Source organism: Streptomyces sp. NPDC053426 (assembly GCF_055585405.1).
Genome location: NZ_JBVJKE010000008.1, coordinates 35,812 through 61,737, shown reverse-complemented (window position 1 = coordinate 61,737; position 25,926 = coordinate 35,812). Strand labels below are relative to the sequence as shown.

22 protein-coding genes are annotated in these 25,926 nt (G+C 72.5%); 8 read left to right on the top strand and 14 right to left on the bottom strand.

Annotated features, from left to right (window positions below; all coding sequences use genetic code 11):
• Window positions 1-39: 39 nt before the first annotated feature.
• Complete coding sequence (nrdR, locus tag ACZ62B_RS17935; protein WP_073930644.1) at window positions 40-597, bottom strand: transcriptional regulator NrdR; 558 nt, start codon at window positions 595-597, stop codon at window positions 40-42.
• Window positions 598-1,127: 530 nt separating this feature from the next.
• On the opposite strand from nrdR, the gene lexA reads away from it, so the two are divergent.
• Window positions 1,128-1,907 (top strand): transcriptional repressor LexA, encoded by a 780-nt coding sequence (gene lexA, locus ACZ62B_RS17930; RefSeq protein WP_030227721.1) that lies wholly within the window; start codon window positions 1,128-1,130, stop codon window positions 1,905-1,907.
• 143 nt (window positions 1,908-2,050) lie between these two features.
• Here lexA and ACZ62B_RS17925 read toward each other — a convergent pair whose 3' ends face one another.
• The 4 genes from ACZ62B_RS17925 to ACZ62B_RS17910 all read right to left on the bottom strand — a co-directional run bounded on the left by ACZ62B_RS17925 (window position 2,051) and on the right by ACZ62B_RS17910 (window position 7,936).
• Window positions 2,051-4,039, bottom strand: a complete 1,989-nt coding sequence (locus tag ACZ62B_RS17925; protein WP_344567063.1) for an ATP-dependent DNA helicase — start codon at window positions 4,037-4,039, stop codon at window positions 2,051-2,053.
• Window positions 4,040-4,291: 252 nt separating this feature from the next.
• Window positions 4,292-4,963: a GNAT family N-acetyltransferase gene (locus tag ACZ62B_RS17920; protein WP_469691262.1), complete on the bottom strand. Its 672-nt coding sequence runs from the start codon at window positions 4,961-4,963 to the stop codon at window positions 4,292-4,294.
• On the bottom strand, window positions 4,858-6,705 hold the full coding sequence (locus ACZ62B_RS17915) for an IucA/IucC family protein (protein ID WP_469691043.1): 1,848 nt from the start codon (window positions 6,703-6,705) through the stop codon (window positions 4,858-4,860). The genes ACZ62B_RS17920 and ACZ62B_RS17915 overlap by 106 nt, the downstream gene beginning before the upstream one ends.
• A 34-nt stretch (window positions 6,706-6,739) precedes the next feature.
• Window positions 6,740-7,936, bottom strand: coding sequence for an aminotransferase class III-fold pyridoxal phosphate-dependent enzyme (locus ACZ62B_RS17910; RefSeq protein ID WP_469691041.1), 1,197 nt, complete (start codon window positions 7,934-7,936; stop codon window positions 6,740-6,742).
• 317 nt (window positions 7,937-8,253) lie between these two features.
• On the opposite strand from ACZ62B_RS17910, the gene ACZ62B_RS17905 reads away from it, so the two are divergent.
• On the top strand, window positions 8,254-9,468 hold the full coding sequence (locus ACZ62B_RS17905; protein WP_344567067.1) for a trypsin-like serine peptidase: 1,215 nt from the start codon (window positions 8,254-8,256) through the stop codon (window positions 9,466-9,468).
• Window positions 9,469-9,565: 97 nt separating this feature from the next.
• Window positions 9,566-10,771: a trypsin-like serine peptidase gene (locus ACZ62B_RS17900; protein WP_468723079.1), complete on the top strand. Its 1,206-nt coding sequence runs from the start codon at window positions 9,566-9,568 to the stop codon at window positions 10,769-10,771.
• A gap of 76 nt (window positions 10,772-10,847) precedes the next feature.
• Here the strand turns inward: ACZ62B_RS17900 and hflX are convergent, their stop codons facing one another.
• The 6 genes from hflX to miaA all read right to left on the bottom strand — a co-directional run bounded on the left by hflX (window position 10,848) and on the right by miaA (window position 19,469).
• Window positions 10,848-12,341 (bottom strand): GTPase HflX, encoded by a 1,494-nt coding sequence (hflX, locus tag ACZ62B_RS17895; protein ID WP_344567071.1) that lies wholly within the window; start codon window positions 12,339-12,341, stop codon window positions 10,848-10,850.
• Window positions 12,342-12,500: 159 nt separating this feature from the next.
• A complete protein-coding gene (locus ACZ62B_RS17890; RefSeq protein ID WP_469691036.1) occupies window positions 12,501-14,099 on the bottom strand; it encodes a M1 family metallopeptidase in 1,599 nt (532 codons plus the stop codon).
• Between the two features lie 361 nt (window positions 14,100-14,460).
• Window positions 14,461-16,623: a RelA/SpoT family protein gene (locus tag ACZ62B_RS17885; protein ID WP_344567073.1), complete on the bottom strand. Its 2,163-nt coding sequence runs from the start codon at window positions 16,621-16,623 to the stop codon at window positions 14,461-14,463.
• A gap of 299 nt (window positions 16,624-16,922) precedes the next feature.
• Entirely contained in the window at window positions 16,923-17,783 is an 861-nt protein-coding gene (gene dapF, locus ACZ62B_RS17880) for a diaminopimelate epimerase (protein WP_468723072.1), read from the bottom strand.
• Between the two features lie 133 nt (window positions 17,784-17,916).
• On the bottom strand, window positions 17,917-18,423 hold the full coding sequence (locus tag ACZ62B_RS17875; RefSeq protein WP_344567199.1) for a hypothetical protein: 507 nt from the start codon (window positions 18,421-18,423) through the stop codon (window positions 17,917-17,919).
• Window positions 18,424-18,530: 107 nt separating this feature from the next.
• The gene (gene miaA, locus ACZ62B_RS17870) at window positions 18,531-19,469 is read right to left on the bottom strand and encodes a tRNA (adenosine(37)-N6)-dimethylallyltransferase MiaA (protein WP_344567077.1); all 939 of its coding nucleotides are present in this window, start codon (window positions 19,467-19,469) and stop codon (window positions 18,531-18,533) included.
• Window positions 19,470-19,651: 182 nt separating this feature from the next.
• On the opposite strand from miaA, the gene ACZ62B_RS17865 reads away from it, so the two are divergent.
• On the top strand, window positions 19,652-19,921 hold the full coding sequence (locus tag ACZ62B_RS17865) for a hypothetical protein (RefSeq protein ID WP_469691032.1): 270 nt from the start codon (window positions 19,652-19,654) through the stop codon (window positions 19,919-19,921).
• Window positions 19,922-19,944: 23 nt separating this feature from the next.
• Window positions 19,945-20,217 (top strand): antitoxin, encoded by a 273-nt coding sequence (locus ACZ62B_RS17860; protein ID WP_468723069.1) that lies wholly within the window; start codon window positions 19,945-19,947, stop codon window positions 20,215-20,217.
• 192 nt (window positions 20,218-20,409) lie between these two features.
• Here the strand turns inward: ACZ62B_RS17860 and ACZ62B_RS17855 are convergent, their stop codons facing one another.
• On the bottom strand, window positions 20,410-21,123 hold the full coding sequence (locus ACZ62B_RS17855) for a class III extradiol dioxygenase subunit B-like domain-containing protein (RefSeq protein ID WP_344567083.1): 714 nt from the start codon (window positions 21,121-21,123) through the stop codon (window positions 20,410-20,412).
• A 316-nt stretch (window positions 21,124-21,439) separates the two neighbouring features.
• Window positions 21,440-22,957, bottom strand: a complete 1,518-nt coding sequence (gene miaB / locus ACZ62B_RS17850) for a tRNA (N6-isopentenyl adenosine(37)-C2)-methylthiotransferase MiaB (protein ID WP_344567085.1) — start codon at window positions 22,955-22,957, stop codon at window positions 21,440-21,442.
• A gap of 230 nt (window positions 22,958-23,187) precedes the next feature.
• On the opposite strand from miaB, the gene ACZ62B_RS17845 reads away from it, so the two are divergent.
• The gene (locus tag ACZ62B_RS17845) at window positions 23,188-23,466 is read left to right on the top strand and encodes a hypothetical protein (RefSeq protein WP_469691026.1); all 279 of its coding nucleotides are present in this window, start codon (window positions 23,188-23,190) and stop codon (window positions 23,464-23,466) included.
• A gap of 34 nt (window positions 23,467-23,500) precedes the next feature.
• Here ACZ62B_RS17845 and ACZ62B_RS17840 read toward each other — a convergent pair whose 3' ends face one another.
• The gene (locus ACZ62B_RS17840; RefSeq protein ID WP_344567089.1) at window positions 23,501-24,487 is read right to left on the bottom strand and encodes a LuxR C-terminal-related transcriptional regulator; all 987 of its coding nucleotides are present in this window, start codon (window positions 24,485-24,487) and stop codon (window positions 23,501-23,503) included.
• Window positions 24,488-24,638: 151 nt separating this feature from the next.
• On the opposite strand from ACZ62B_RS17840, the gene ACZ62B_RS17835 reads away from it, so the two are divergent.
• Both ACZ62B_RS17835 and ACZ62B_RS17830 read left to right on the top strand, forming a co-directional pair.
• Window positions 24,639-25,154, top strand: a complete 516-nt coding sequence (locus ACZ62B_RS17835) for a hypothetical protein (protein ID WP_344567091.1) — start codon at window positions 24,639-24,641, stop codon at window positions 25,152-25,154.
• A 116-nt stretch (window positions 25,155-25,270) separates the two neighbouring features.
• Entirely contained in the window at window positions 25,271-25,876 is a 606-nt protein-coding gene (locus ACZ62B_RS17830) for a response regulator transcription factor (protein ID WP_344567093.1), read from the top strand.
• Window positions 25,877-25,926 lie beyond the last annotated feature (50 nt).

The following is a 25,926-nucleotide window of genomic DNA, read 5'->3' as shown; positions in this document are numbered from 1 at the left end:
GCCGGTCCCCGCGTCTGCCGCGCGGAGCCGGCCCGCCGGTCAGTCGGCGGCGGGAGCGGGTTCGGGGACCTGGACGGTCCCGCCGGACCCGCTGTCGTCTTCCCGGCCTCCCGGGGCGGCTCCCTCGCCGTCCCCGTCGCCCGCGGCGGGCCGCTCCGCCCGCCTGAGTTCCGCGATCGCGGCCTCGAAGTCCTCCAGCGAGTCGAACGCCCGGTAGACGGACGCGAACCGCAGGTAGGCGACGAGGTCGAGTTCCTGCAACGGGCCGAGGATGGCCAGTCCCACGTCGTGGGTGGTCAGCTCGGCACTTCCGGTGGCCCGCACCGCCTCCTCGACACGCTGCCCGAGCTGGGCGAGGGCGTCCTCGGTGACGGGCCGCCCCTGGCACGCCTTGCGCACACCGTTGATGACCTTGGTGCGGCTGAAGGGTTCGGTGACTCCGGACCGCTTGACCACCATGAGCGAACACGTCTCCACGGTCGTGAAACGACGGGAGCAGTCCGGACACTGGCGGCGCCTGCGGATCGACGTGCCGTCGTCGGTCGTACGGCTGTCGACGACACGGCTGTCGGGGTGCCTGCAGAAGGGGCAGTGCATGAACTCCCAACCCTCCTCACAGCAGACTCGATGGCCTCGCGAGGCCTCTCGGGCCTCACGAAGCAGCACCAGCATAGGCGATCGCGGAGGACCCGAAGACCCGGGGGACCACAACTTCTGGGCTACTGCTGCAATCCAACCACTAGATGTGGGGATTGGCTCATACATCCACACCATGCACGCGTGTCGCGCACGTCGGGGCGGGCAGGACACGCCGGACGCCGCGCGACGAGGGGGCCGCCGCGCCGGAGGCGGGGAGGAGGTGTGCGACTCCCGGAGAGAGCGGGGGCCGCTTCACGCCCCACGGGGCGCCCGATGGCAGACTGAGGGCCACCGCCGCGAGGTCATCGCCCCGGCGGTGAAGGGTACAACGATTGGCCCGTTTGTCCGGCAGGAAGCGGGGCGACCAATACACCTCGACAAGAGATCATGTACAGCAATTCGCGATTTTTCACTCGAACGTGTGTTTGGCGCAACCTTTCGAAAGCAACTACCGTTGTGCTGCAGGGAGACCATCGAGAGGGGCCGACGTGACCACCACCGCAGACAGTGCCGCCATCACTGCCCAGGACCGCCCCCAGGGCCGGATCGAGCCGGTGCACGCGATGAACGAAGCCACGAATCCCGAGGGGCACAAGCGCTCCCTGCCGGGCCGACCTCCCGGCATCCGGGCGGACAGCTCAGGACTCACCGACCGCCAGCGCCGGGTGATCGAGGTCATCAGGGACTCGGTGCAGCGTCGCGGCTACCCGCCGTCGATGCGCGAGATCGGCCAGGCGGTCGGTCTCTCCAGCACCTCCTCCGTGGCCCACCAGCTGATGGCCCTGGAGCGCAAGGGTTTCCTGCGCCGCGACCCGCACCGCCCGCGCGCCTACGAGGTGCGGGGCTCCGACCAGGCCGCCTCCGTGCAGCCCACGGACACCGCCGGCAAGCCGGCCGCGTCCTACGTACCGCTGGTCGGCCGTATCGCCGCCGGTGGCCCGATCCTCGCCGAGGAGTCCGTCGAGGACGTCTTCCCTCTGCCCCGGCAGCTCGTCGGTGACGGTGAGCTGTTCGTGCTGAAGGTCGTGGGTGACTCCATGATCGAGGCCGCGATCTGTGACGGCGACTGGGTGACGGTCCGCCGCCAGCCGGTCGCCGAGAACGGGGACATCGTCGCGGCCATGCTCGACGGCGAGGCGACCGTCAAGCGCTTCAAGCGGGAGGACGGCCATGTCTGGCTGCTCCCGCACAACGCGGCCTACGAGCCCATCCCGGGTGACGACGCGACCATTCTGGGCAAGGTGGTGGCCGTTCTGCGGCGCGTCTGAACACGGCGCGGGACCGGCCCGGAGCGCCGCCCCGCCCCCTGACCGGGCCCCGGGACCCCTGCGCCGGTTCCGGGGTCCTGTGCTGTCCGGACGGGCCCGGCTGCTGCCGCCGGCCGGTGGCGTGCCGCGGCACGCCACCTCCCTCACTGCGCCGCCGTCCCGGCCTCCGCCCCTTGCGCCGCCGCGTCGATCGCGGCCAGCGACTTCCTGACCTGGTTGCGGTCCGTGGTGTACCAGAAGTCGGGCAGCGACGCCTTCAGATAGCTGCCGTACCGGGCAGTGGCCAGCCGCTGGTCCAGCACGGCCACCACACCCCGGTCGCCCGAGGCGCGTACGAGACGGCCGGCGCCCTGCGCCATCAGCAGCGCCGCGTGGGTGGCGGCGACCGCCATGAAGCCGTTGCCACCGGCTTCCTCCACGGCCTTCTGGCGGGCGCTCATCAAGGGGTCGTCCGGGCGCGGGAAGGGAATCTTGTCCATGACCACGAGCTGACAGCTCGGCCCCGGTACGTCGACCCCCTGCCACAGCGACAGCGTGCCGAAGAGGCAGGTCTTCGGGTCGGCCGCGAAGTTCTTGATCAGTTCGCCGAGCGTCTCCTCACCCTGGAGGAGGATCGGGAACTCCGGGATGCGGGAGCGCAGCTCCTCGGCGGCGAGCTGGGCCGCCCGCATCGAGGAGAACAGCCCCAGGGTGCGGCCTCCCGCCGCCTGGATCAGCTCGGTGAGCTCGTCCAGCATGTCCCCGCGGTCACCGTCACGGGCCGGGCGCGCCAGATGCTTCGCGACGTAGAGGATGCCCTGTCGGGGGTAGTCGAACGGCGAACCGACGTCGACGCCCTTCCACTGGGGGAGGTCATCGCCTTCGGCGCCCTCGGGACCGAGCCCCAGGGACGCTCCCACGCCGTTGAAGTCGCCGCCCAGCTTCAGCGTCGCGGACGTCAGGATCACGGAACGGTCGGTGAAGAGCTTCTCCCGCAGCAGACCCGAGACGGACATGGGTGCGACGCGCAGGGACGCGCCGAAGCGGTCGTGCCGCTCGTACCAGACGACGTCCCACTCGGAGCCGTTCGTGATCCGCTCCGCCACGTCGTGGACGCTCTCCACGGAGGCCAGCGCCTGTTTGCGGACCGCGTCCTCGTCCTGGACGGACTTGTCGCGGGTGCTGCCGATGGCGGAGATGACGGTGCGGCAGGCGTCGCGCAGCGCCATGAGCGCGTAGCCGAGGTCCTCCGGGATCTCCTCCAGCCGGCCCGGAAGGGCCAGCTCCATCAGCCGTTCGAACCCTTCGGCGGCGGTCTGGAGCTGGTCGGCGGCCTTCTCGTTGACGAGCTTCGCGGCGCGCCGCACCGCGCGGTTGACCTGTCCTGGGGTGAGCTCCCCCGTGGCGACTCCGGTGACCCGGGAGACCAGCTCGTGGGCCTCGTCGACGATCAGCACCTCGTGCGGCGGAAGCACCGGCGCGCCCTCGATGGCGTCGATCGCGAGCAGGGCGTGGTTGGTGACGACGACCTCGGCCAGCTTGGCGCGCTCGCGGGCCGTCTCGGCGAAGCACTCGGCGCCGTAGGCGCACTTCGTGGCGCCCAGGCACTCCCGCGACGACACCGACACCTGGGACCAGGCCCGGTCGGACACGCCCGGCGTGAGGTCGTCCCGGTCGCCGGTCTCCGTCTCGTCGGACCAGTCACGCAGGCGCAGCAGGTCCTGGCCCAGCTTGCTGGTGGGCGCGGCCGCCTCGAACTGGTCGAAGAGGCCCTCCTCCTCGTCCTGCGGCACGCCCTCGTGCAGCCGGTGCAGGCACAGGTAGTTGGAGCGGCCCTTGAGCATCGCGAACTCCGGGCGGCGGCGCAGCAGCGGATGCAGCGACTCCACCGTGCGCGGCAGGTCCCGCTCCACCAGCTGGCGCTGCAGGGCCAGGGTGGCCGTCGCCACCACCACCCGCTCCCCCTGCGCGAGCGCGGGCACCAGATAGCCCAGCGACTTTCCGGTGCCGGTGCCGGCCTGGACCAGCAGATGGGCGTTGTCGTCGATCGCCTCGGCGACGGCTTCGGCCATGGTCACCTGGCCGGGACGCTCCGTGCCGCCGACGGCGGTGACGGCGGCGTGCAGGAGTTCGGGGAGTGAGGGCTTCGTCATAGCGCGACCACCCTACGACCCGGCACTGACATTCGTGCGATCACGGCGGGGGCTGGGGACGCGGTCAAGACGGGGCTCCTCTGTCGGACGGTGTGAGGGGGCGAAGTCGCCGGAGTGCGGGACGGACGGATCGTGCCGGGCACGGGACGGACGGATCGTGCCCGGGCCCGCGGCCAGGACATCGCCGCGGCGCGCATGGGAACCGCTGCGGCGTGAGCGGTGTACCACATACGAGAGCGCGGTGACGGAGCGCTACATCAGATGACACAGGGACCGGTCCCGGAGCATGAGGGCGGCCCGCTTGGTGGGCAGATCGACCTCGGCCGAGAAGTAGAAGCCGGCGTTGAGGAAGGCGGTGACGGAGGGGATGTTGCGAAGGTCGGGCTCCGCGACGACACGTGGCGAGGCGGGCCTCCTGGCGAGGGCGAGGTCGGTGACCGTCCTGAGCAGGATGCTGCCGAGGCCCCGCCCCCGGTCGCCGGCGGCACCGATGAGGACATGGAGTCCGGTGTCGTGCGGTCGGGCCGGGTAGTGGTGGGCCAGGGGGTCGAGATCCGCGCGGTAGATCTCCCAGTAGCTCATCGGTGTTCCGTCCAGAACGCCGAGGTACGGAACGCTGTGTCCGTCACCGGTGAGCTGGGACCGCACATGGTCGGCCGTCACGGCCGGCGGTCCGGCGAGTTCCCAGAACAGGGCGACGGTGGGGTCGTTCATCCACCGTGACAGAAGGAGCAGATCGCGTTCGACACGGACGGGGACCAGTCGGAACAGGCCCGCGGGAGTCCTGGCCGGACCCCAGTCACCGATGGGGGCGGACGTCATGAGTGCAGGGGGTTGGTGATGGTGACGTAGACGGACTGGGTGTCGACCGGGCCGACGAGTTCGTCGAGGCCGTGCAGCCGGGTCAGCAGGTTCGCCTTGCAGCGCAGGGCGGGTGAGTCCAGCAGACGGGCGGGCAGCGTGCTGCTCGTCCGGGCCGGTCCGGTGGAGACTCCGGTGAGGAACCGGCGGAGGGCGGCGAGCAGCAGCCGTTCGTCGGCCAGGCGCTGGGAGCCGAAGGCACCGATGAGACCGAGGACGTTGTTGATGCCCAGGTAGTAGGCGAAGCGTTCGTCGGTGACCTCGTCGGAGACGAAGGTGTCGCTGTGCTCGCCGATGCCGGGCAGCCGGGCGTCGAGTTCCGCGCGTCGCGACGCGCGGAAGTAGTAGCCCTGGTTGTCCCGGTAACGTCCGCCCGCGGGCCAGCCGTCGGCGTCCAGCAGGAGCAGGGTGTTCTGCTGGTGCGCCTCCAGGGCGATGCCGGCCTCTCCGTCCAGCCACAGCACGGGCCGCACCACGTGCTCCAGGTACCGCAGGAACCACTCGGCGGCGACGGCTCCGGACGGCCGCCCCGTGCGAGCGGCGAGGCGGGTGACGATCTCGGCCAGCCGGGATCCCGTACGGCCACCGGGGCGGGGCCGCGGCGAGAGCAGTCCGGCGACGCAGGCGACGTCGTCGTGCGGCCGGAACGGGTTGTGCCGGATCACCGCGTCGAGGCCGGGCACGGGGTCACCGGCCGGTGTGTTCACGGCGATCCAGGCCGGGTCCCGGACGATGTCGAAGTCGGGGTGCGCGGCCCGCCACCGCTGGGACAGTCCGGTGCGCAGCAGCCGGTGGACCTCGACCCCTCGGTGGAGTTCCTTACGGAGGTTCTCCCGGCGGGAGTTGGTGATGCGCAGGCCCAGCGACAGCTTGAGCATGGCCGGGGCGTCGGTCCGGTGGACGGTGCGTACGGAGGATGTGGGGTACCAGGGGTCGCCGTGGCCGCCGAGGTCTCGGAGCAGTCCGGCGTCCAGCAGTGCGGCGGTCTCGGGACGGTGGCGGACCTGGCGCAGTTGCCAGGGGTGCGCGGGGAGAGCCGCGTAGCCGTCGGGCAGTGGCAGTCCGGGGCCGGCGAGACGTGCGGTGAGGCGGGCCGCGGTGACGGGGCGTCCGCGCTCGGTCCAGGCGGAGTCGGCGGCGAGCAGAGACGGGGCGACGGCGATCCAGTGCAGCGGGAAGGAGCCGCGGGACTCGGGCGAGTACCGCCGTGCCTCGGCGTCGGAGAGGCCCTCGCGGCTCTTCGGGTCCGGGTGCAGCGGATGGCCGAGGACGAGTGACTGTTCGGCGGCGAGGAAGAGGTCGGGGTCGTCGGCCGTGTCCGTCCGTCGCTCGCCGACGAAGGCGGCGGCACGCCGTACGGAGTCGGCGACCCGCGCGACCAGATCGGTGCCGTCACCGGCCGGCGGCCGTGCCGGTGCCGTAATGCCGGCGCTCTCCCTGCTGAGGAGGGCGGCGAGCAGGACGGCGTCGACGGGCGGGGCGGGGTCGGGGGCGTCGGCCAGATAGGGCAGGCCGAAGCGGTGCCAGCCCGTGAGGGACCAGTACAGGACGGGGACGAGGAGGGCCGTGCCACTGGCCGGCAGAGGGAGGCACAGGATGTCACTGCCCGGAGCGCGGACGCCGGTTTCGCGCACCCAGCAGCGCAGGAGGTTCTCCGTGGCCGCGGCGTGGGCCGCCCTGCGCGGGTCGGGATGGTCCAAGGGGCAGGCGCCGGTGCCTCTGAGCCAGTCGGTGTCGGGCAGTTTCCGGTGCTGGTGGGGTACCAGGGAGCTCGGGCGGTCGGCGGGTGCGGGGGTCGTGTGCAAGGCGGATCCTCGTGGGGGTGGTGCGGTAGCGGGGTCAGCCCGTCCGGGCGGGACGGCCTTCGGGGATGCCGGACTCCTCGTGCGTGTCGTGGCGGCGGGCGGGGTGGTCGCGAGCCGCCGCGTGCAGGGCGTCGGCGAGCCGGTCCAGGACCGCGGCCGCCTGTTCCTCCGTGATCGTCAGGGGCGGGAGCAGACGTACGACCCTCGCGCGGGGGCCGCCCAGGTCGACGATCAGACCGCGCCGCAGGCACTCCCTCCGTACGGCGGCAGCGAGTCCGGGTGCGGCGGGGCGGTACCGGTGTGGGGCGTCGGGCGGTGTTTCCGGGGCCACCACCTCGATCCCGATCAGCGGCCCCCGACCTCGTACGTCCCGCACACAGGCGAGTTCACCGGCGAGCGTTCGGAGCCGGTCCAGCATGGTGGCGCCCGGGGCGGCGGCGTGTCCGGCGAGGCCGTTCTCGCGGACGTGGGCGAGGGTCGCCGTGTCCGCGGCCATGCCGAGTTGGTTGCCGGTGTGGGTGGGGAGGCCGGGCAGGTGGAGGTCGTCACGGTGGACCACGACGGCCAGGGGCAGACCGCCCCCGACGGCCCCGGACAGCACCATCGTGTCCGGGACGGTGCCGCCGCGCTCCACCGCCCAGAAGGTGCCGGTCCGTCCGACGCCGGTGAGTGTCTCGTCGGCGACCAGGGGGACGGGCCGGGCGTCCGGCGCCGGCTCCACGAGCATCCCGGCAGGACGGCGCGCATCCGGCGCGGTGTCGTCGAGCGCGGACTCCATCCGGCGGACGGCGGGTTCGGCTCCGCGCCCGTCAGCGGCCCGTCCGGTCGCCGCCCGTACGTGCCGGAGGGCGGTCGCCACCACGTCGTCGCGGCCCGGCCCGCAGAAGCGCACGCGGGCGCGTTCGGCGAGACCGGGTGGCAGGGTGCGCGACAGTTCGGTGACGAAGGCGTCCTTCACCGGGGTCGCCAGGCCGGGGACGTCGAGCGGCACGCCCGAGTCGATGATGCCGCGGATCGCCTCCAGCACGACGGGGTGGTTGTGCCCGAGCGCGAGGGCCCCCGCGCCGGAGAGGCAGTCCGGATAGCGGCGGCCGTCCGCGCCCTCGACGGTCATCCCGCGCGCCCGCACCGGGACGACCGGCAGGGCGCCGGGCTCCCGCCCCTCGTACGCGGTTTCCGCCACCGTCCTCCGTCCTCCCCTGTGCTCCCGCCGAACCACGGCACGGGGCATCCGCGTGCGGGCAGCGGACCTCCCACCGCTACCAACCGCGGACCACCCACCGGGTTACGGGTTGCTCCGGGATCACCGGCCCCCTGGGTCGGCGACTCGGAGCCCGCCGGCCTCAAATCGGCGCATCTCCGGACGATCGACCAGGTCAGGTGGCTTGTAGCCGAACCGTTGCCGTTCCGTCGGACGTCCCCCACAGCGAGCGCATAGTGTGTGGTGCCGTTCCCGAAGGCCGTGGGAGCGTCCCCGAACTCCGTGCGGACCAGGGGCGGGACCACGGCCGAAGCACCAAGTCCGTTCATTCCAGGGGGAGTCAGATCATGCGATCCATACGGCCGTCGTCCACCGCTCGCCGAGGGGGGAGAGCGCGCCGGACCTCCCCCGTCCTGGCCGCTGTCGCGCTCGCCTCGGCGCTCGCCCTCACCGCCACCGCCTGCGAGTCGGGAGACACCGACGCGAGCGCCGAGACCTCCGCGACCGCCGCCGACGACGGCAAGCTCAAGATCCCGGACGACATCAAGGACCGGCTCAAGGAGCACGGGATCGACCTCGACAAGTGGAAGAACGGCGCCTGGAAGGACTGGAGCAAGGACGACTGGCTGCGCGAGGCGCAGGACTACGTCAACCCGATCATCGAGGGCCTGTGGGACCCGGACCGCATGCGGGACGCGGAGGAGCCGGACCAGGGGGTCGACGAGAGCGACATCTCCGGTGACCAGGGCGTGACGGACCCGATCCCGGAACCGGTGCAGGCGGAGGCCATCGCCCCGTCGTACCACGCCAACGCCCCCACGGCGGGCAAGGTGTTCTTCGACTCCCCCGAGGGCACGATGGTCTGCTCGGCCACGGTCGTGCAGGACCCGGCCAACCCCGGCAAGTCCAACATGGTGTGGACGGCGGGCCACTGTGTGCACGCGGGCAAGAAGGGCGGCTGGTACCGCAACATCGCCTTCGTGCCGTCGTACAACGACGCGGGCAAGTCGGCGAAGGAGCTGGAGACCGCCACGAAGGAGGAGATCGCTCCGTACGGCGTCTGGTGGGGCGACTGGGCGCAGACCTCGGACCAGTGGATCGAGCAGGGCGGTTCCACGGGCGGTGACGGCGCCTCGTACGACTTCGCGGTCATCCATGTGACGCCGGAGAAGGGCGGCGACGGCAAGTCGCTGGAGGAGACGGTCGGTTCGGCGCTGCCGGTGGACTTCGACGCTCCCGCGGTGCCGGAGGTGGAGGAGATCACGGCGATCGGTTACCCGGCCGCCCCGCCGTACGACGGCCAGACGCTGTACGACTGCCAGGACGAGCCGGGCCGGCTGTCGCTCAGCGCGTCGGACCCGACGATGTACCGCATCGGGTGCAGCATGACCGCCGGTTCGTCCGGTGGCGGCTGGGTCGCGACGGGTTCGGACGGGAAGCCGGCGCTGGTGTCCAACACCTCCATCGGCCCGGTGACGTCGGGCTGGCTGGCCGGTCCGCGACTGGGTGACGAGGCCAAGGGCGTGTACGACGCGGTCAGCGGGAAGTTCGCCGGGCAGTGACCGGCGTGCCCGGTCCCGCGTGCCACCGTGCGCGGGACCGGGCGGGAGATCAACACGCGGTACGACATTCATTCGTTTCAACGGGGGTCATCGCACCATGGGTTCCACACGTACGTCCGCGCCGCTCGGGCGTGGCCGGCGCACCGTCCTCACCGCCGTCGGGCTGGTCGCCGCCCTGGCGCTCACCGCGACCGCGTGCGGCGGTTCCGAGAAGGACAAGGCGAACGACAAGCCCGACGCCACCACCTCCCAGGCCGCCGACAGCGGCGGCGAGGTGAAGATCCCGTCCGACATCGCGGACCGGCTCGAGGAGCACGGGATCGACGTCGACAAGTGGAAGAACGGTGCCTGGAAGGACTGGGACAAGGACAAGTGGCTCAGTGAGGCCGAGGACTTCGTCAACCCGGTGATCGAGGGCCTGTGGAAGCCCGACCGGATGCGGTCCGCGAAGGAGGCCGACAAGACCGTCTCGGTCAAGGACGCGACGGCGGCCCAGGGCGTCAGCGACCCGGAGCCGGACCAGGTCCGGGCGGAGGCCGAGAAGACGCCGTACCACGAGAACGCGGCCCCGGTCGGCAAGGTGTTCTTCGACTCCCCGGAGGGCCCCGCCGTCTGCTCCGGCACCGTGATCAAGGACGTGAACCACCCGGGCAAGTCCAACCTCGTCTGGACGGCCGGACACTGCGTCCACGCCGGTGGCGACGGCGGCTGGTACCGCAACCTCGTCTTCGTGCCGGCCTACAACGACCTCGGCCAGTCCGCGGCGGACCTGGGCGGTGCGAGCGCCACCGAGATCGCCCCCTACGGCAACTGGTGGGCGGACTGGGCCTCGACGTCCAACGGCTGGATCCAGGGCGGTTCGCAGTCCGGCGGCGACGGGGCGGCGTACGACTACGCGGTGCTGCACGTGAAGCCGGAGCAGGGCGCCAAGTCCCTGGAGGAGACGGTCGGCGCCGCGCTGGACGTGGACTTCTCCGCGCCGTCCGCGGCGGAGGCCGGCGAGATGGGCGCCTGGGGTTACCCGGCCGCGCCGCCCTACGACGGCCTGCAGATGTTCAAGTGCCTCGACGCTCCGGGCCGGTTCTCGCTCAGCGCGGACCTGCCGACGATGTACCGCATCGGCTGCTCCATGACCGGCGGCTCGTCCGGCGGCGGCTGGTTCCGGGTGCTGAACGGCAAGACGGTGCTGGTCTCCAACACCTCGATCGGCCCGATGGACAACACCTGGCTGGCGGGCCCGCAGCTCGGTGAGGACGCCGAGGCGCTGTACCAGAACATGAGCAAGACCTACGGCGGTCAGTGACCGGCACGTCCCGCACATGACGAAGGCCCGTCCCCTGCCGTGAGCAGGGGGCGGGCCTTCGCTCTGCCGTGAGGGATCAGCCGGCCGGGGTCGGAACGTACGGCGTGAGTTCCGCCGCCAGCTCCTCGTGCACCCGGACCTTGAGCAGGGTGCCCTCCGGGGTGTGCTCCTCGGAGATCACCTCGCCCTCGTCATGGGCGCGGGCGACCAGCTTGCCGCGGGTGTACGGCACGAGCGCCTCGATCTCCACGGACGGGCGGGGCAGCTCGTTGTCGATCAGCGCGAGCAGCTCCGTGATGCCCCGGCCGGTACGGGCCGAGACCGCGATGGAGCGCTTCTCCGTCCGCAGCAGCCGCTGAAGGGTCAGCGGGTCGGCCGCGTCGGCCTTGTTGATCACGACGATCTCGGGTACGTCGGTGGCGCCGACGTCCCTGATCACCTCGCGCACGGCGGCCAGCTGCTCCTCCGGGACCGGGTGCGAACCGTCCACCACGTGCAGGATCAGGTCGGCGTCGCCGACCTCCTCCATCGTGGAGCGGAACGCCTCGACCAGGTGGTGCGGCAGGTGCCGGACGAACCCGACGGTGTCGGCCAGCGTGTACAGCCGCCCGCTGGGGGTCTCGGCCCGGCGCACGGTCGGGTCGAGGGTCGCGAACAGGGCGTTCTCGACCAGGACGCCCGCGCCCGTGAGGCGGTTGAGCAGCGAGGACTTGCCGGCGTTGGTGTAGCCCGCGATGGCCACGGACGGCACCTTGTGGCGCCTGCGCTCCTGGCGCTTGATCTCGCGGCCGGTCTTCATCTCCGCGATCTCCCGGCGCATCTTCGCCATCTTCTCGCGGATCCGTCGCCGGTCCGTCTCGATCTTGGTCTCACCGGGGCCACGGGTGGCGAGGCCGCCGCCCTTGCCGCCGCCCATCTGCCGGGACAGCGACTGACCCCAGCCGCGCAGTCGCGGCAGCATGTACTGCATCTGCGCGAGCGCGACCTGCGCCTTGCCCTCGCGGGACTTGGCGTGCTGGGCGAAGATGTCGAGGATCAGGGCCGTACGGTCGATGACCTTGACCTTGACGACGTCCTCGAGGTGGATCAGCTGGCCGGGGCTGAGCTCACCGTCGCAGATGACGGTGTCCGCGCCCGTGTCGAGCACGATGTCGCGCAGCTCCTGCGCCTTGCCGGAACCGATGTAGGTGGCGGCGTCGGGCTTGTCTCGGCGCTGGATCACACCGTCGAGGACGAGGGCGCCGGCCGTCTCCGCGAGGGCGGCGAGCTCGGCCAGGGAGTTCTCCGCGTCCTGCACGGTTCCCGAGGTCCACACACCGACGAGCACGACCCGCTCCAGGCGGAGCTGCCGGTACTCGACCTCGGTGACGTCCTCGAGCTCGGTGGAGAGGCCCGCGACACGGCGCAGGGCCGCGCGCTCGGAGCGGTCGAACTGGTCGCCGTCCCGCTCTCCGTCGACATCGAGGCTCCAGGCGACGTCCTCTTCCATCAGGGCATCGGCCCGAAGACCCTCGGGGTAGGTGTGCGCGAAGCGCTTGGTGTCCTGGGAAGGGGAAGAAGAGGAGGTCATTGGGTCCTTACGTCGTTGGGTAACCGTATGCGGCGACGGAGCCGGTCCGTGGGACCCTCCGTCACTGTCCACAACGTCCGGGGGGCCCGGGAGATTCCCGTGTCCCGTGCTGTGCGGACCTGACGATGGTCGCACGGTACGGCTCGTCTCGTCACCGTGTTATTCCCGGCCCGCGCCCGGTCGATGCGCGGGCGTGACCGGCCGCCGTGCGGGTGCCGCGGACCGGGCCTCGGACTTCCATTCCGGGTGGCCGGGCATCGGCGGGGTCGTGGCCCCGTACAGCCAGGGGCGCAGGAAGCCGGTCAGGTCGCGTCCGGCGGTGCGGGACGCCAGCCGGACGAAGTCGGAGGTGGAGGCGGTGCCGTCGCGGTGACGGGTGACCCAGTCGCGCTCCAGGCGCTCGAAGGCGGTGCGGCCGATCTCCTCGCGCAGGGCGTACAGCACGAGGGCCGCGCCGGAGTAGACGCTCGGCCGGAAGATGTCGGCCTTCCGGCCGGGCTCCGGGGGCTCGGGCGCGGCGGGCGGTCCGCCGGCCGCGCGCCAGCCGTCGGACGCCTCGTAGGCGGCCTTCATCCGGGCCTCGAGGGTTCTGCCGCCCCGCTCCTGCGCGTACAGCGCCTCGTACCAGGTGGCGTGGCCCTCGTTGAGCCACAGGTCGGACCAGGTGCGGGGGCTGACGCTGTTGCCGAACCACTGGTGGGCCAGCTCGTGCACCATGACCGACTCGACGTACCAGGCGGGGAGGGACGGATCGGTGAACAGGTCGCGTTCGAAGAGGGAGAGGGTCTGGGTCTCCAGCGCGAAGCCGGTGGACGCGTCGGCGAGGAGCAGACCGTAGGTCTCGAACGGGTAGCGGCCGGCCCTCTCCTCCATCCAGGAGATCTGGGCGGGGGTCTTCGCCAGCCATGGTCCGAGCTTCGCGCGGTGCGCGGTGGGCACGACGTCCCGCAGGGGCAGTCCGTGCGGGCCGGCGCGGTGCAGGACGGTGGAACGGCCGATGGAGACCTGCGCGAGTTCGGTGGCCATGGGGTGGCGGGTCCGGTACGTCCAGGTGGTGTCCCCGCGCGTGCGGTCGACGCCGGCCGGCAGACCGCCCGCGACGACCGTGTGGCCGTCGGGGGCGGTGACCCTGAAGGTGAACACCGCCTTGTCCGAGGGGTGGTCGTTGCACGGGAACACCAGGTGGGCGGCGTCGGCCTGGTTGGCCATGGCGAGGCCGTCCGCGGTGCGCACCCAGCCGCCCTCGCGGTCCTCGGCGGCCACGGGGTCGCTGGTGTGCCGGACGGTGATCCGGGCCCGCTCGCCCTCGTCCAGATGGCCCTCGGGTGTGATCACCAGGTCCTCTCCGGCACTGGTGAAGCCGGCCGGAGCCCCGTCGACCTCGACGGAGTGGACCGTGCCGTGGGCGAAGTCGAGGTTGATCCGGTCCAGGCCGGCGGTGAGACGGGCGTCGATCGTGGTGACGGCTTCGAGCGGCCGGTCGTTGCGGCCCGGGTAGTCGAGGGCGATGTCGTACGACAGCACGTCGTAGCCGGGGTTGCCCAGGTACGGGAAGAGCCGGTCACCGATGCCGAGCGGGACGGCGGGGGCACTCGCGGCGACCAGACAGACGGAGACGGCGGAGGCGAGCGACGCGGCGACCGCCCGACGCCGCCGCGCGTGACCGCCCCCGGCACGGGCGTCCCGGCCTCGGGCTGCCTGGCTGTGGGGTGCTTGGGCCTGGGGGCGGTGGCTGTGCGCCGTCCGGCCCTGGGGCACGTGGCCGTCAGGCACCTGGGACCGGGGGCCGTGGTCGGGCGGTGACTGGCCGTGCGGGGTCTGGCTGGATGTGGTCCGGTCAGGGGGCACGTGGCCGTCGGGGGCCTCGGGCCGGGGGCCGTGGGCCGGGGGTGGCTGGCCGTGCGGGGCGTGGCTGGGCGTCGTCCGGGTCCGGGGCGGGCGGCTGTGGGGTGTCTCGGGCCGGGGGGCGTGGTCGACGGGTGGGCGGCCGTGTGGGACAGGAGCGTGGGGGGTGAGCATTCACCACGGCTATCAGCGTGCGCGTGTGCTGTGGTGACGGCGCGCTTTCGGCCCACCCGATCGGGTAATCACACCGCCGCTCGGACGCTCCGTGCCTCGGTCAGACGCCCGGCGCCTGCCGCTGGGCCCGGCTCACGTCGTACACACCGGCCACGTTGCGCATCGCGCGCATGAGGACGGGCAGGTGGGCGGCGTCCGGCAGTTGCACGGTGTAGGTGTGCCGCACCTGCTGGCGGTCCGGGGGTTCGACGGTCGCGGAGACGATCTCGGCGCCCTCGAGGGCCATGGCCTCGGTGAGGTCCGCGAGCAGATGCGGCCGGACGAAGGACTCCGCGACCAGCGTGACCCGGCACTCGGCGCCCTCCCCCCAGCGCACGCCGACCTCCGCGCGCCCCGCGCTCTTCATGCGCGCCACCCCGGCGCACTCCACCCGGTGCACGGTGACCGCTCCCCCGCGCACGGCGAAGCCGGTCACCTCGTCGGGCGGTACGGGCGTACAGCAGCCGGCGAGCCGTACGGTCGCGCCGGCCCGGTCGGCCAGGACCTGGGCGGCCGTGGGACGACCGGGGGCCGGGGCGTCCGGAGCCGGTGACGGGGCGGGGTCGCCGGTGAGGGGCCGGGCGGTCTCCTCCGGTACGGCCCCGGACGCCTCGTCCTGTGCGGGGTGGGCGGTCAGCCACCGCTGGATGGCGATCCGCGCGGCGGGGGTGTGGGCGTGCTCCAGCCACTCCCTGGAGGGCTCGGAGGCCACGTCCTGGCCCATCAGCAACTGGACGGTGTCGCCGTCCTTGAGGACGGTGCTCAGTGTCGCCAGCCGGCCGTTGACCCGGGCCCCGATGCACGCGTGGGCGTCCTCGCCGTACTGCGCGTAGGCGGCGTCCACGCAGGTCGCCCCCTCGGGCAGGCCCAGTGTGCCCCCGTCGGGGCGGAACACGGTGATCTCGCGGTCCTGGGCGAGGTCCTCGCGCAGGGTGGACCAGAAGGTGTCGGGGTCGGGCGCGGCCCGCTGCCAGTCGAGCAGCCGGGAGAGCCAGCCGGGCCGGGTGGGGTCGACGCGTTCGCCGTCGCTCGCGGACTGCTCCTCCGACGGTGCGGCGTAGGGATTGCCGAGGGCGACGACCCCGGCCTCGGCGACCTTGTGCATCTGGTGGGTGCGGATGAGGACCTCGACGACCTGTCCGTCCGTACCGGCCACGGCGGTGTGCAGCGACTGGTACAGGTTGAACTTCGGTACGGCGATGAAGTCCTTGAACTCCGAGACCACGGGCGTCATACAGGTGTGCAGCTCGCCCAGGACGCCGTAGCAGTCGGCGTCCTCGTTCACCAGCACCAGCAGACGGCCGAAGTCGGCGCCGCGCAGTGCCCCGCGTCTGCGGGACACCCGGTGCACGGAGACGAAGTGGCGCGGGCGGATGAGGACTTCGGCGGTGATGTCGGCCTCGCGGAGCACCTTGCGCACGTCGTCGGCGACTTCGGCGAGCGGGTCGTCCGCGCGGGCGGCGTTGCGGACGACCAACTCGCGCGTGTGCTCGTACTCCTCGGGGTGGAGGATCGCGAAGACCAGGTCCTCCAGTTCCGTCTTGAGCGCCTGGACGCCGAGCCGTTCGGCGAGCGGGATCAGGACGTCACGTGTCACCTTGGCGATGCGTTCCTGTTTCTCGGGGCGCATCACGCCGAGGGTGCGCATGTTGTGCAGCCGGTCGGCGAGTTTGATCGACATCACGCGGACGTCGTTGCCGGTGGCGACGAGCATCTTGCGGAAGGTCTCGGGCTCGGCGGCGGCTCCGTAGTCGACCTTCTCCAGTTTGGTGACGCCGTCGACGAGGTAGCGGACCTCCTCGCCGAACTGCTCGCCCACCTGATCCAGCGTCACCTCCGTGTCCTCGACGGTGTCGTGGAGCAGGGAGGCGGTCAACGTCGTCGTCTCGGCGCCGAGTTCGGCGAGGATCAGGGTCACCGCGAGCGGGTGCGTGATGTACGGCTCGCCGCTCTTGCGCATCTGGCCGCGATGGGAGGACTCGGCCAACAGGTAGGCGCGGCGCAGGGGTTCGAGGTCGGCGTCGGGATGGTGGGCGCGGTGGGCGTCCACCACGTGTCCGATGGCGTCGGGGAGCCGGTCGCGGGCGGCGGGGCCGAGCAGCGCGGCACGGCCCAGCCGGCGCAGGTCGAGCCGGGGGCGGGACTTCCTGCGCGACCCCGTGGGCGTGACGTGACCAGATGTCACAGGGCCTGGGGTCGCAGGGTTCACGGCCTCCGCGTTCATGGGCACCTCCGGCTGCGTGGACCGGCGGACGGCGTGCCCCAGGGCGGACTCGGGCTCGGGAGACGGCGTTCGCCCCCCGTCCGGGCCGGTGCTTGATGCTACCGAGCCGGACCCCCTCGGGCCGCCCGCCTCCGGCCGAGCGTGAAACGGATCACCCCATCGAGGGAAGGTCGACCGGAGGTCCTTTTCACGCCATCGGACCGGGGACCCTCCATGATCTTGAAGGCGAGCGATCTTCCGGCCCTGCGGATCTTTCCGTCCGGCAGGCCGGAAGCTGCGATACCGAGCCGGCGCTCCGCTCAGCGCTGGGCGTTCTCCAGCCACTCGGGCTCGATCACGCCCTCGGCGACGATCACCGCCGGACCGGTCATCTCGATCTCGCCGTCGGGCCGTTCGGTGATCACGAGGGTGCCGCCGGGCACATCGACGGTGTACGTCACGGGGGTGCCGGTGACCTTCGGGTCGGCGCCGTCGCGGCGGGCGGTGGCCACGGCGACCGCGCACGCGCCCGTGCCGCAGGAGCGGGTCTCCCCGGACCCGCGCTCGTGCACCCGCAGCGCCACGTGCCGCGGGCCGCGGTCGACGACGAACTCCACGTTCACGCCGTCCGGGTAGGCGGCGGCCGGGCTGAACGGGGGCGGGGTGTACAGGTCGCCCGCGTGGGCGAGGTCGTCCACGAAGGCCACGGCGTGCGGGTTGCCCATGTTCACGTTCCGCGCGGGCCAGCTGCGCCCGCCGACGCTCACGGTGACGTCGCCCTCGGGGAGCAGCGCCCGGCCCATGCCGACGGTGATGTCACCGTCTTTGGCGATGTGGACGGTCTTCACCCCTCCGCGCGTGGCGATCGCGGTGTCTCCCGCGGACACGTGTCCGGCGCGCTGGAGGTAGCGCGCGAACACCCGCACTCCGTTGCCGCACATCTCCGCGATCGAGCCGTCGCCGTTGCGGTAGTCCATGAACCACTCGGCCTCGGCGGCCATGGCCCGTGCCTCGGGGTGGGCCGCGGACCGCACCACGTGCAGCAGTCCGTCGCCGCCGATGCCCGCGCGGCGGTCGCACAGGGCGGCGACGGCGGCCGGGGAGAGGTCGATGGCGTTCTCGGGGTCCGGGACGATCACGAAGTCGTTCTCCGTGCCGTGGCCCTTGAGGAAGGCGAGCATGTCTCGATCCTACGAGAACGCGCTGCCGGCGGCGCCGCGAGGCTGTGGTTCCGTGCGGGCCCGGTGGGGGGCTGGTCGCGCCCACGCGGCGGAGCCGCACATCGGTACATCCCCGCACCCCCAGGGGCGCTGGTCAGCGGAGGCGGGCTACTCGCCATACCGCCAGGGCCACCACCGCTGCGACCATCACCGCGTATGCGGCCACCACCCGCCAGTCGGGTCTGCGGCCGGAGCCGCGGGCCGGCAGGCCCGGCCAGGTGGAGCCCACCCTGCGGGCGGCCATCATGCCCCAGCCGGCCGCGCAGGAGCAGATCAGCAGCCCCAGCATGGCGATCACGGCGCCGCTGTCGCCGAAGTCGAAGGCGAGCGGGAAGGCGAACATCAGGGAGCCGACCGCGGCCAGCCCGACGATCGGCGCGAGCTGCCAGATGCGCAGCCGGCGCTGCGGGCGCAGCTCGACCTCGACCTCGTCACCGCCCGCGAACATCTCGTCCGGCTCGGGGCCGTCGTCGGTCACGCCGCCCTGCGTCTCGTCCGGTCCGTCCGGACTGAGGCGGTCGGTCGTCTCCTGCTCCGGGACACCCCGCTCGGTGGTGAGGTGTTCGGTGCCGTGTGCGGTGTCGCGAGGGCCGGCCTCCATCGCCACGCGCCCTCCCAACTAGGACTCCACTGGTCGATCGAAGCTCGATGATGGCACGGTGTCACAGGCCCGGATGACGGCCTGGGCGTCCCGATGCCAGGACGTGATCAGGCTGTAACCGGTCGTTCGACCAACGACAACGCGAGCTGCGGAAGTTCCCTCAGGTCCGCCGCGGCCCCACTCAACCAGTGCACCCGGGGATCGCGCCTGAACCATGAATCCTGACGGCGCGCGAAGCGCTTGGTGGCACGGACGGTCTCGGACCGCGCCTCTTCGAGGGTGCACTCCCCGGCGAGCGCCGCGAGCACCTGCTGGTAGCCGAGCGCGCGCGACGCCGTACGCCCCTGGCGCAACCCTTGCGCCTCCAATGCGCGCACTTCCTCCACGAGGCCGGCCTCCCACATCCGGTCCACCCGGCGGGCGATCCGCTCGTCCAGCTCGGGGCGGGCCACGTCGACGCCGATCTGGAGGGTGTCGTAGACCGAGTCGTGGCCGGGGAGGTTGGCCGTGAAGGGCCTTCCGGTGATCTCGATGACCTCGAGCGCGCGGACGATACGGCGGCCGTTGCTCGGCAGGATCGCCCGCGCGGCCTCCGGGTCCGCCACGGCGAGGCGCGCGTGCAGCGCCCCCGGGCCGCGCAGCGTGAGCTCCTCCTCCAGGCGTGCCCTGACCTCGGGGTCGGTGCCGGGGAACTCCAGGTTGTCGACGGCGCCGCGGACGTAGAGGCCGGAACCGCCGACGAGGACGGGCCAGCGCCCCTCGGCGAGCAGCGCGTCGATCCGCTCCCGGGCCAGCCGCTGGTACTCGGCGACGGACGCGGTGACGGTGACGTCCCAGATGTCGAGCAGGTGGTGCGGGACGCCGCCGCGCTCCTCGGGCGTCAGTTTGGCGGTGCCGATGTCCATCCCCCGGTAGAGCTGCATGGAGTCGGCGTTGACGACTTCGCCGCCGAGTCGCTGGGCCAGGAATACGCCCAGATCGGACTTTCCGGCCGCGGTGGGGCCGACGACGGCGATGACGCGGGGGGCGAGGGGTGCGCTGCTCACTGATCCAGTCTCGCAAACCTCCCGTCCGGCCCTCGAACGGGTTACGTGACGCGACGGTCACCGGGTCGTTGCCCGTTGCGAGGTTCTTGCCGCCGGATCACGGGGGCGGCGGCCCGGGTCACGCGAACGGACGCACCGGGCGACGCGGGATTTCGCCCGCACGAGTAACGTATGGAGTGAATATGGGCGTTTTTGCACGGATTTTCCGGAAGACGAAGGCCGCGGAGGAGACACGGACCGCCGAGGTCCGGGCCGGCGAAGCGGCGGCCGGGGCCGGCACGGAGAGCGCGGCCGGGGCCGCGGAGCCGAAGGGGTCGGCCGAGGTGCCGGAGACCACCGGGCCGGCGGAGAAGGAGACCGGCGAGGTCACCGGCACCGACACCGTCGAGATCCCCAAGCAGCAGTCCGCCGAGGCGGCCGGCAGCGAGACCGGTGAGGGCGCCCGCACGTAGACGGCCGCGAGGAAAGGTGCATCATGGGTCTCCTGGACAATCTGAAGGCCAGACTCGGCCCGGCCAAGAACAAGGTCTCCGACCTCGCGCACCAGCACGAGGACAAGATCCAGCACGGCCTGGACAAGGCCGCGCGGACCGTCGACAAGCGGACCAAGGGCAAGTACAGCGACCGGATCCAGACGGGCACGGGCAAGGCCAAGGGCGCCGTGGACCGACTCGCGCACAAGAACGACCCCGGCTCGGGCGCGGGCGGCACGACCACGCCGCCGGCCGGGCCGCCGCCCACTTCCTGAGCGGCACACCGGCGGGCGGCCGCGGAGCACACCAAGGGCTCCCGGCCGTCCGCCGCGTTCTCCCGGCGGCAACCCGCCCACGCCCAGGTGGCCACGAGGTAGCCGACCCATAGGGGGCGTCCTCGTGGAGCAGCGTGCCTTCCAGGTCCGAGCCCCCCGGCCGTCCGCCGCGTTCTCCCGGCGGCAGCCCGCCTACGCCCAGGTGGCCACGAGGTAGCCGACCCCATAGGGGGCGTCCTCGTGGAGCAGCGTGCCCTTCAGGGTCGGGTTTCCGGTTGCCGCGCCGGCGAGTACCTGCCAGGGGGCCCGGCCGGATACCTTCAGTTCGTGGGCCAGTGCGGTGTCCAGCGCTCGCAGGGCCGCGGTGTCGGCCGTGCCCAGCGCGCGTGCGAGTTCCGTGTCGAAGGGGGCCGCGCGTTCGTCGAGGTAGCCGGGTGCCTTGAGTGTGCGGCAGGCGCTGGCGTCGCCCATCACCAGCAGCGCGACCCGTTCCGCCCGGCCGGCGAGGGCCTCCCCCGCCTCGGCGCACCGCCCGGCCGTGAGGGACTCCCCCACGGCCAGTCCCTCCACGGGGGCGTCCGCCCATCCGGTGCGGTCCAGCAGCCAGGCGCCCACGGCCAGCCCGTACGGGAGTTCCCGCCCGGGTGTGCCCTCGCCCCGTCCCAGCCGTACGTCCAGGCCGACGCCGAAGCCCCGGAAGGATCCGGGGGCGCCCTCCGGGTAGACCTCGGGCCCGGCACCGTCTCCCGGTCCGACGACCACGAGCAGATCCGGCCGGGCGGCGGCGAGCACGCCCAGCGCGTCCGTGCACGCGGCCCGCGCGGTGTCCAGCTCGGGGGCGGCCCCTGCGGCGACCTCCGGCACGAGCAGCGGCGGACACGGGCAGACTGCGGCGGCGACAAGCATGATCGACAGCCTACTGCGGCGGCCCGGAACGGCACCCCCGCCTCACGGGTCGTCCGCGCTCCGGACGCGCTCCGCGAGGCGGTGCCGCAGGCGGCGGACGCCCGGCCCGCCCGCGGTCTCCACGTGGTACGCGTCGTCCTCCACGCGGTACACCTCGCGACGCCGTCGCATCGGCCCTGCGGAGAACCAGTGCGCGCACGCACCGTCCCGTACGGCCTGCGGCGTGCCTTCGCGACGCGCGACCGGCCGGAGTGTGCCGCGCGGCGGCTCCTCCACGACGGCCCGACGGGCCGTGCGTCCCCCCGTCACGGTCCGGTCAGTCGACGGCGCAGCCCCCGGTGACCGCCGGCAGCGGCTCGGGCACGCCCACCTTGGGCAGGCCGAGCAGCACGCCCGCGGGCCGTGCCGCCTTCTCGGTGTTCCGCTTCTCCCAGGCGTCCCCCGCGCGGGTGCGGCGCACGTCGAGCACCGCGCCCTCGGCGAGGAGGTGGTGCGGGGCGGCGTAGGTGATCTCGACGGTGACCACGTCGCCGGGGCGCACCTCCTGCTCCGGCTTGGTGAAGTGCACCAGGCGGCTGTCGGGGGCGCGGCCGGAGAGGCGGTGGGTGGTGCCGTCCTTGCGGCCCTCGCCCTCGGCGACCATCAGCTCCAGGGTGCGGCCGACCTGCTTCTTGTTCTCCTCCCAGGAGATCTCCTCCTGGAGGGCGACGAGACGCTCGTAGCGCTCCTGGACGACCTTCTTGGGGATCTGGCCGTCCATCTCGGCGGCCGGGGTGCCGGGACGCTTGGAGTACTGGAAGGTGAACGCCTGCGCGAAGCGGGCCTCGCGGACGACGTGGAGGGTCTGCTCGAAGTCCTCCTCGGTCTCGCCGGGGAAGCCCACGATGATGTCGGTGCTGATCGCCGCGTGCGGGATGGCGGCGCGGACCTTCTCGATGATCCCGAGGTAGCGCTCCTGCCGGTAGGAGCGGCGCATCGCCTTCAGCACCGGGTCGGAGCCGGACTGGAGCGGCATGTGGAGCTGCGGCATGACGTTCGGCGTCTCGGCCATGGCGGCGATGACGTCGTCGGTGAAGTCGCGCGGGTGCGGCGAGGTGAAGCGGACGCGCTCCAGGCCGTCGATCTTCCCGCAGGCCCGCAGCAGCTTGCTGAACGCCTCGCGGTCGCCGATGTCGGAGCCGTAGGCGTTGACGTTCTGGCCGAGCAGGGTGATCTCGGAGACGCCCTCGGCGACCAGGGCCTCGATCTCGGCGAGGATGTCGCCGGGGCGGCGGTCCTTCTCCTTGCCGCGCAGCGCCGGGACGATGCAGAAGGTGCAGGTGTTGTTGCAGCCGACGGAGATGGACACCCAGGCCGCGTACGCGCTCTCGCGACGGGTCGGCAGCGTGGAGGGGAACGCCTCCAGCGACTCGGCGATCTCGACCTGCGCCTCCTCCTGGACGCGGGCGCGCTCCAGGAGGACCGGCAGCTTGCCGATGTTGTGCGTGCCGAAGACGACGTCGACCCAGGGCGCGCGCTTCACGATGGTGTCGCGGTCCTTCTGGGCGAGGCAGCCGCCGACCGCGATCTGCATGCCGGGGCGGCTCGCCTTCTTCGGGGCGAGGTGGCCCAGGTTGCCGTACAGCTTGTTGTCGGCGTTCTCCCGGACGGCGCAGGTGTTGAAGACGACGACGTCGGCGTCGCCGTCGGAGCCCTCGGGGGCGCGGACGTAGCCCGCGTCCTCCAGCAGCCCGGACAACCGCTCGGAGTCGTGGACGTTCATCTGGCACCCGTAGGTGCGTACTTCATAGGTGCGTGTGCCGCCCACTGACTGGCTCCGGTCGATGCTGCTCATGCCCCTAAGGGTAGGCGGTGCCGCGGACCGCCTCCGCCGCGTGGGCAACTCCCTGCCAGGCAGCTTCCTGGCCTGGCCGGATGCGGACAGCGGGGGTGGCGTGATGGTTCTCTCTTAGCAGCGGCCGGAAAGCGCGGGGAACGCGGACCGGCCCGGGGGAGCTGAAGGCACCACTGGCTCCATGCGCATCGTCGCAACGGCACTGACTTACGCATGGAATGGAGACCAGCATGATCCGTACCGACCGTTGTACCGCGGCCGCCGTCCTCGCCACCGCCGTCCTGGCGACCGTCGCCTGGGCGGTGCCCGCCCAGGCCGCCGACGCGGCCGGGCGGGAGTCGGCGGCCACCGCTCAGGAATTCGTGTGGCCCGCCCCGCAGGCCAACCAGCCCGACGACTTCACGTGGCCCGCGCCGCCCGCGCCCCGCCCGGACGACTTCACCTGGCCCGCGCCGCCCGCGCCCCGCCCGGACGACTTCACGTGGCCCGCGCCGCCGGTCCGGCCGTGACCGCCCTGCCGGGCCGGGCGCCGGGCGCCGCGCCTCAGACCCACTGCCGGCGAGCCGCCTGCACGCCCGCCTCGAACCTGCTGGAGGCGCCGAGCCGGTCCATCAGCTCGGCCATGATCCGCCGCTCCGTGCGCACCCCGATCCCGAGCGTCCGCGCCACCGCCTCGTCGGTGAGGCCGGTGGCCAGGAGCTGGAGCAGTTTGCGCTCCTGCGGGGTGAGCCCGTGGGCGTCGTCCTTGACGGAGGACTCCTGATGGAACGGGGTCGCGTGCTCCCAGTACGCCTCGAACAGCGCCCGCATGGCGAGCACCACGGGCGGGCTGTTGAAGAGCAGCGCCGAGGGGCCCGTCTGACCGGGCAGTCCCGCCACCACCGCGGTGGTGGTGTCGACGATCAGCAGGCGCATCGGCAGGGTCGGGGACGTACGGATCTCGCTGTCGTGGTCGGCCATCCACTGGGCGTGTTCCCTGGTCACCCGGTCGTTGGTGATGCTGTCGAGGTAGATCGAACGGAACCGGACCCCGCGGGCGAGCGCCCGTTCGTTCAGCGGGCGGGCCGCCTCGATCGACTCCGCGGTGAGTCCGCCCACGGGGTGGAACGCCAGGGCCTCGTGCCGGCACCCCTCGGCCAGGGCCTCCAGGCGGATGCGGATGTCGTCGACGTCGTCGAGCTCCTCGGTGCCGTCGGGACCGGACCGGCTCGACGCCGTGTACTCGGCGGCGAGCGCGGCCAGCGCCGCCCGGTTCTGCTCGATGCGCTGCTGCCGGTAGGCCAGTTCGTCCTGTTCCCGCTGGAGCAGGACCTTCAGGCCCAGCGACGGGTTCACCGCGCGCAGCGCTCCGGGCGAGTCCCGGGACGGGGCGAGGAGGGACAGCTCGGACAGCTGGGCGAGTGCCTCCTGCACCTCGTCGGCGGCGATGCCGAGGAGGTCGGCGAGTCTGGCCGGATCGTGTTCCTTGTGGAACAGGATCGCGCGGTAGACGGCAAGCGTTCGCTGGTCGAGTGGAGATACGTCTTCCACGTGGTGTTTCCCCCTTGAACCACATGTCCGGACCGGGCACCACACCGGGTCGGACGTCTGCGGCGCGGCACGGGGGAGGCACCGCACGCCCGGCGAAGCATCCCCCGTAGATCCTTCACGTTCTCGCCACGCTACCTGCTCAGGAGTTCCGGTGTCGCACACAGTCGCGTTTGTCGTCCCTCCGTTGAACGGCTGTGTCGTGCTCGTCATCGACGCGACCACCGGCGCCGGCCGCAGTGTGGCCACCCGGCTGAGCGCGGCGGGCGCGGCGGTGGCGGTGGTCGGCGCGGGGCATCCGGGACGCGACGACGACGCGGCCACCAACGCGGCCTTCCTCTGCAAGGAACTGGCCGGTATCGGACTGGTCGCGCTGCCCTACCAGGTGGACGTCACACGGCCGGAGACGCTGCGTGCCCTGCCCGGTCAGATCGCCGGCGACCTCGGCCCGGTGGCCGCGTGCGTCGTGGTGATCCCGTCGGGTCCCGGCAGCGGGGACCTGGCCCGGGACTTCCGCGCCGTCTCGGCCGTCGTCGCGGCGGCCCTGCCGGCCGGGGCCGAGCACATCGAGATCGACACGGGGCACGACGGCGCCGGTCACGAGCGGGCGGCGCAGTCGGTCGCGGACCGGCTGATCGAACGGTTCGCCCGCTCGCACGAGAGTCATTGACAGTCCGCAGTGATGGGCGGCCCGCGATGGTCGAGGGTCCGCCGCACACGGCACGCAGGCCCTGGGGCCTGGTTTCCACGAGTCTTCTTCACCGTTCGTCCGCACGGGGGTTCAGCATGTCGATACGGGTAGTCGTCGCAGGTGATCACCAACTCGTCCTGGAGGCCTTCGCCGAGACGCTCAACGGCGTCGACGGACTGGAGGTGGTGGGGCTGGCCACGTCGTGCGACGCCGTGCTGCCGGCGGTGGAGCGGCACCGGCCCACCGTCCTGCTGCTCGGCGAGTCCACGATGGCCGGCAAGGCGCTGCGCACCGCCACCGACGTACGCAGTCACCATCCCAGGTGCGGGGTCGCGCTGATGGTGGGGGCGGCCACGCCGTCGGTGGTGGACCGGGCCGTGGCGGCCGGCGCGCTCGGTGTCGTACCGAAGAACGCCCGGCTGCCCCAGCTGGTGACGACGCTGATGGGGGTGGCGGGCGGCTGTCTGACCGTCGATCCGTCGCTGCTGCGGCCGGTGGCGGTCGGGGAGACGACGCTGAGCGTGCGGGAGGTGGACGTGCTGCGGCTGACGGCCGGCGGGGCGACCGTGAAGGAGATCGCGGGAGAGCTGTACCTGGCGGCGGGCACCGTACGCAATCTGACGTCGGCGGCCATCAAGAAGCTCGGGGGACGCAACCGGTTCGACGCGGCGCGCATCGCCGGGGAACACGGGCTGTTGTGAGCGGACGCGCGCCTGCCCCGGCACGGTGGGTGCCGGGGCGGGGCGGGATG

What these genes read in the sequence shown, in the direction of transcription:
- nrdR (WP_073930644.1), bottom strand. Translation starts at nt 597, where the DNA reads ATGCACTGCCCCTTCTGCAGGCACCCCGACAGCCGTGTCGTCGACAGC.
- ACZ62B_RS17925 (WP_344567063.1), bottom strand. Translation starts at nt 4,039, where the DNA reads ATGACGAAGCCCTCACTCCCCGAACTCCTGCACGCCGCCGTCACCGCC.
- ACZ62B_RS17910 (WP_469691041.1), bottom strand. Translation starts at nt 7,936, where the DNA reads ATGCCCCGTGCCGTGGTTCGGCGGGAGCACAGGGGAGGACGGAGGACG.
- ACZ62B_RS17905 (WP_344567067.1), top strand. Translation starts at nt 8,254, where the DNA reads ATGCGATCCATACGGCCGTCGTCCACCGCTCGCCGAGGGGGGAGAGCG.
- ACZ62B_RS17900 (WP_468723079.1), top strand. Translation starts at nt 9,566, where the DNA reads ATGGGTTCCACACGTACGTCCGCGCCGCTCGGGCGTGGCCGGCGCACC.
- hflX (WP_344567071.1), bottom strand. Translation starts at nt 12,341, where the DNA reads ATGACCTCCTCTTCTTCCCCTTCCCAGGACACCAAGCGCTTCGCGCAC.
- ACZ62B_RS17885 (WP_344567073.1), bottom strand. Translation starts at nt 16,623, where the DNA reads ATGAACGCGGAGGCCGTGAACCCTGCGACCCCAGGCCCTGTGACATCT.
- dapF (WP_468723072.1), bottom strand. Translation starts at nt 17,783, where the DNA reads ATGCTCGCCTTCCTCAAGGGCCACGGCACGGAGAACGACTTCGTGATC.
- ACZ62B_RS17875 (WP_344567199.1), bottom strand. Translation starts at nt 18,423, where the DNA reads ATGGAGGCCGGCCCTCGCGACACCGCACACGGCACCGAACACCTCACC.
- ACZ62B_RS17865 (WP_469691032.1), top strand. Translation starts at nt 19,652, where the DNA reads ATGGGCGTTTTTGCACGGATTTTCCGGAAGACGAAGGCCGCGGAGGAG.
- ACZ62B_RS17860 (WP_468723069.1), top strand. Translation starts at nt 19,945, where the DNA reads ATGGGTCTCCTGGACAATCTGAAGGCCAGACTCGGCCCGGCCAAGAAC.
- ACZ62B_RS17855 (WP_344567083.1), bottom strand. Translation starts at nt 21,123, where the DNA reads ATGCTTGTCGCCGCCGCAGTCTGCCCGTGTCCGCCGCTGCTCGTGCCG.
- miaB (WP_344567085.1), bottom strand. Translation starts at nt 22,957, where the DNA reads ATGAGCAGCATCGACCGGAGCCAGTCAGTGGGCGGCACACGCACCTAT.
- ACZ62B_RS17845 (WP_469691026.1), top strand. Translation starts at nt 23,188, where the DNA reads ATGATCCGTACCGACCGTTGTACCGCGGCCGCCGTCCTCGCCACCGCC.
- ACZ62B_RS17830 (WP_344567093.1), top strand. Translation starts at nt 25,271, where the DNA reads ATGTCGATACGGGTAGTCGTCGCAGGTGATCACCAACTCGTCCTGGAG.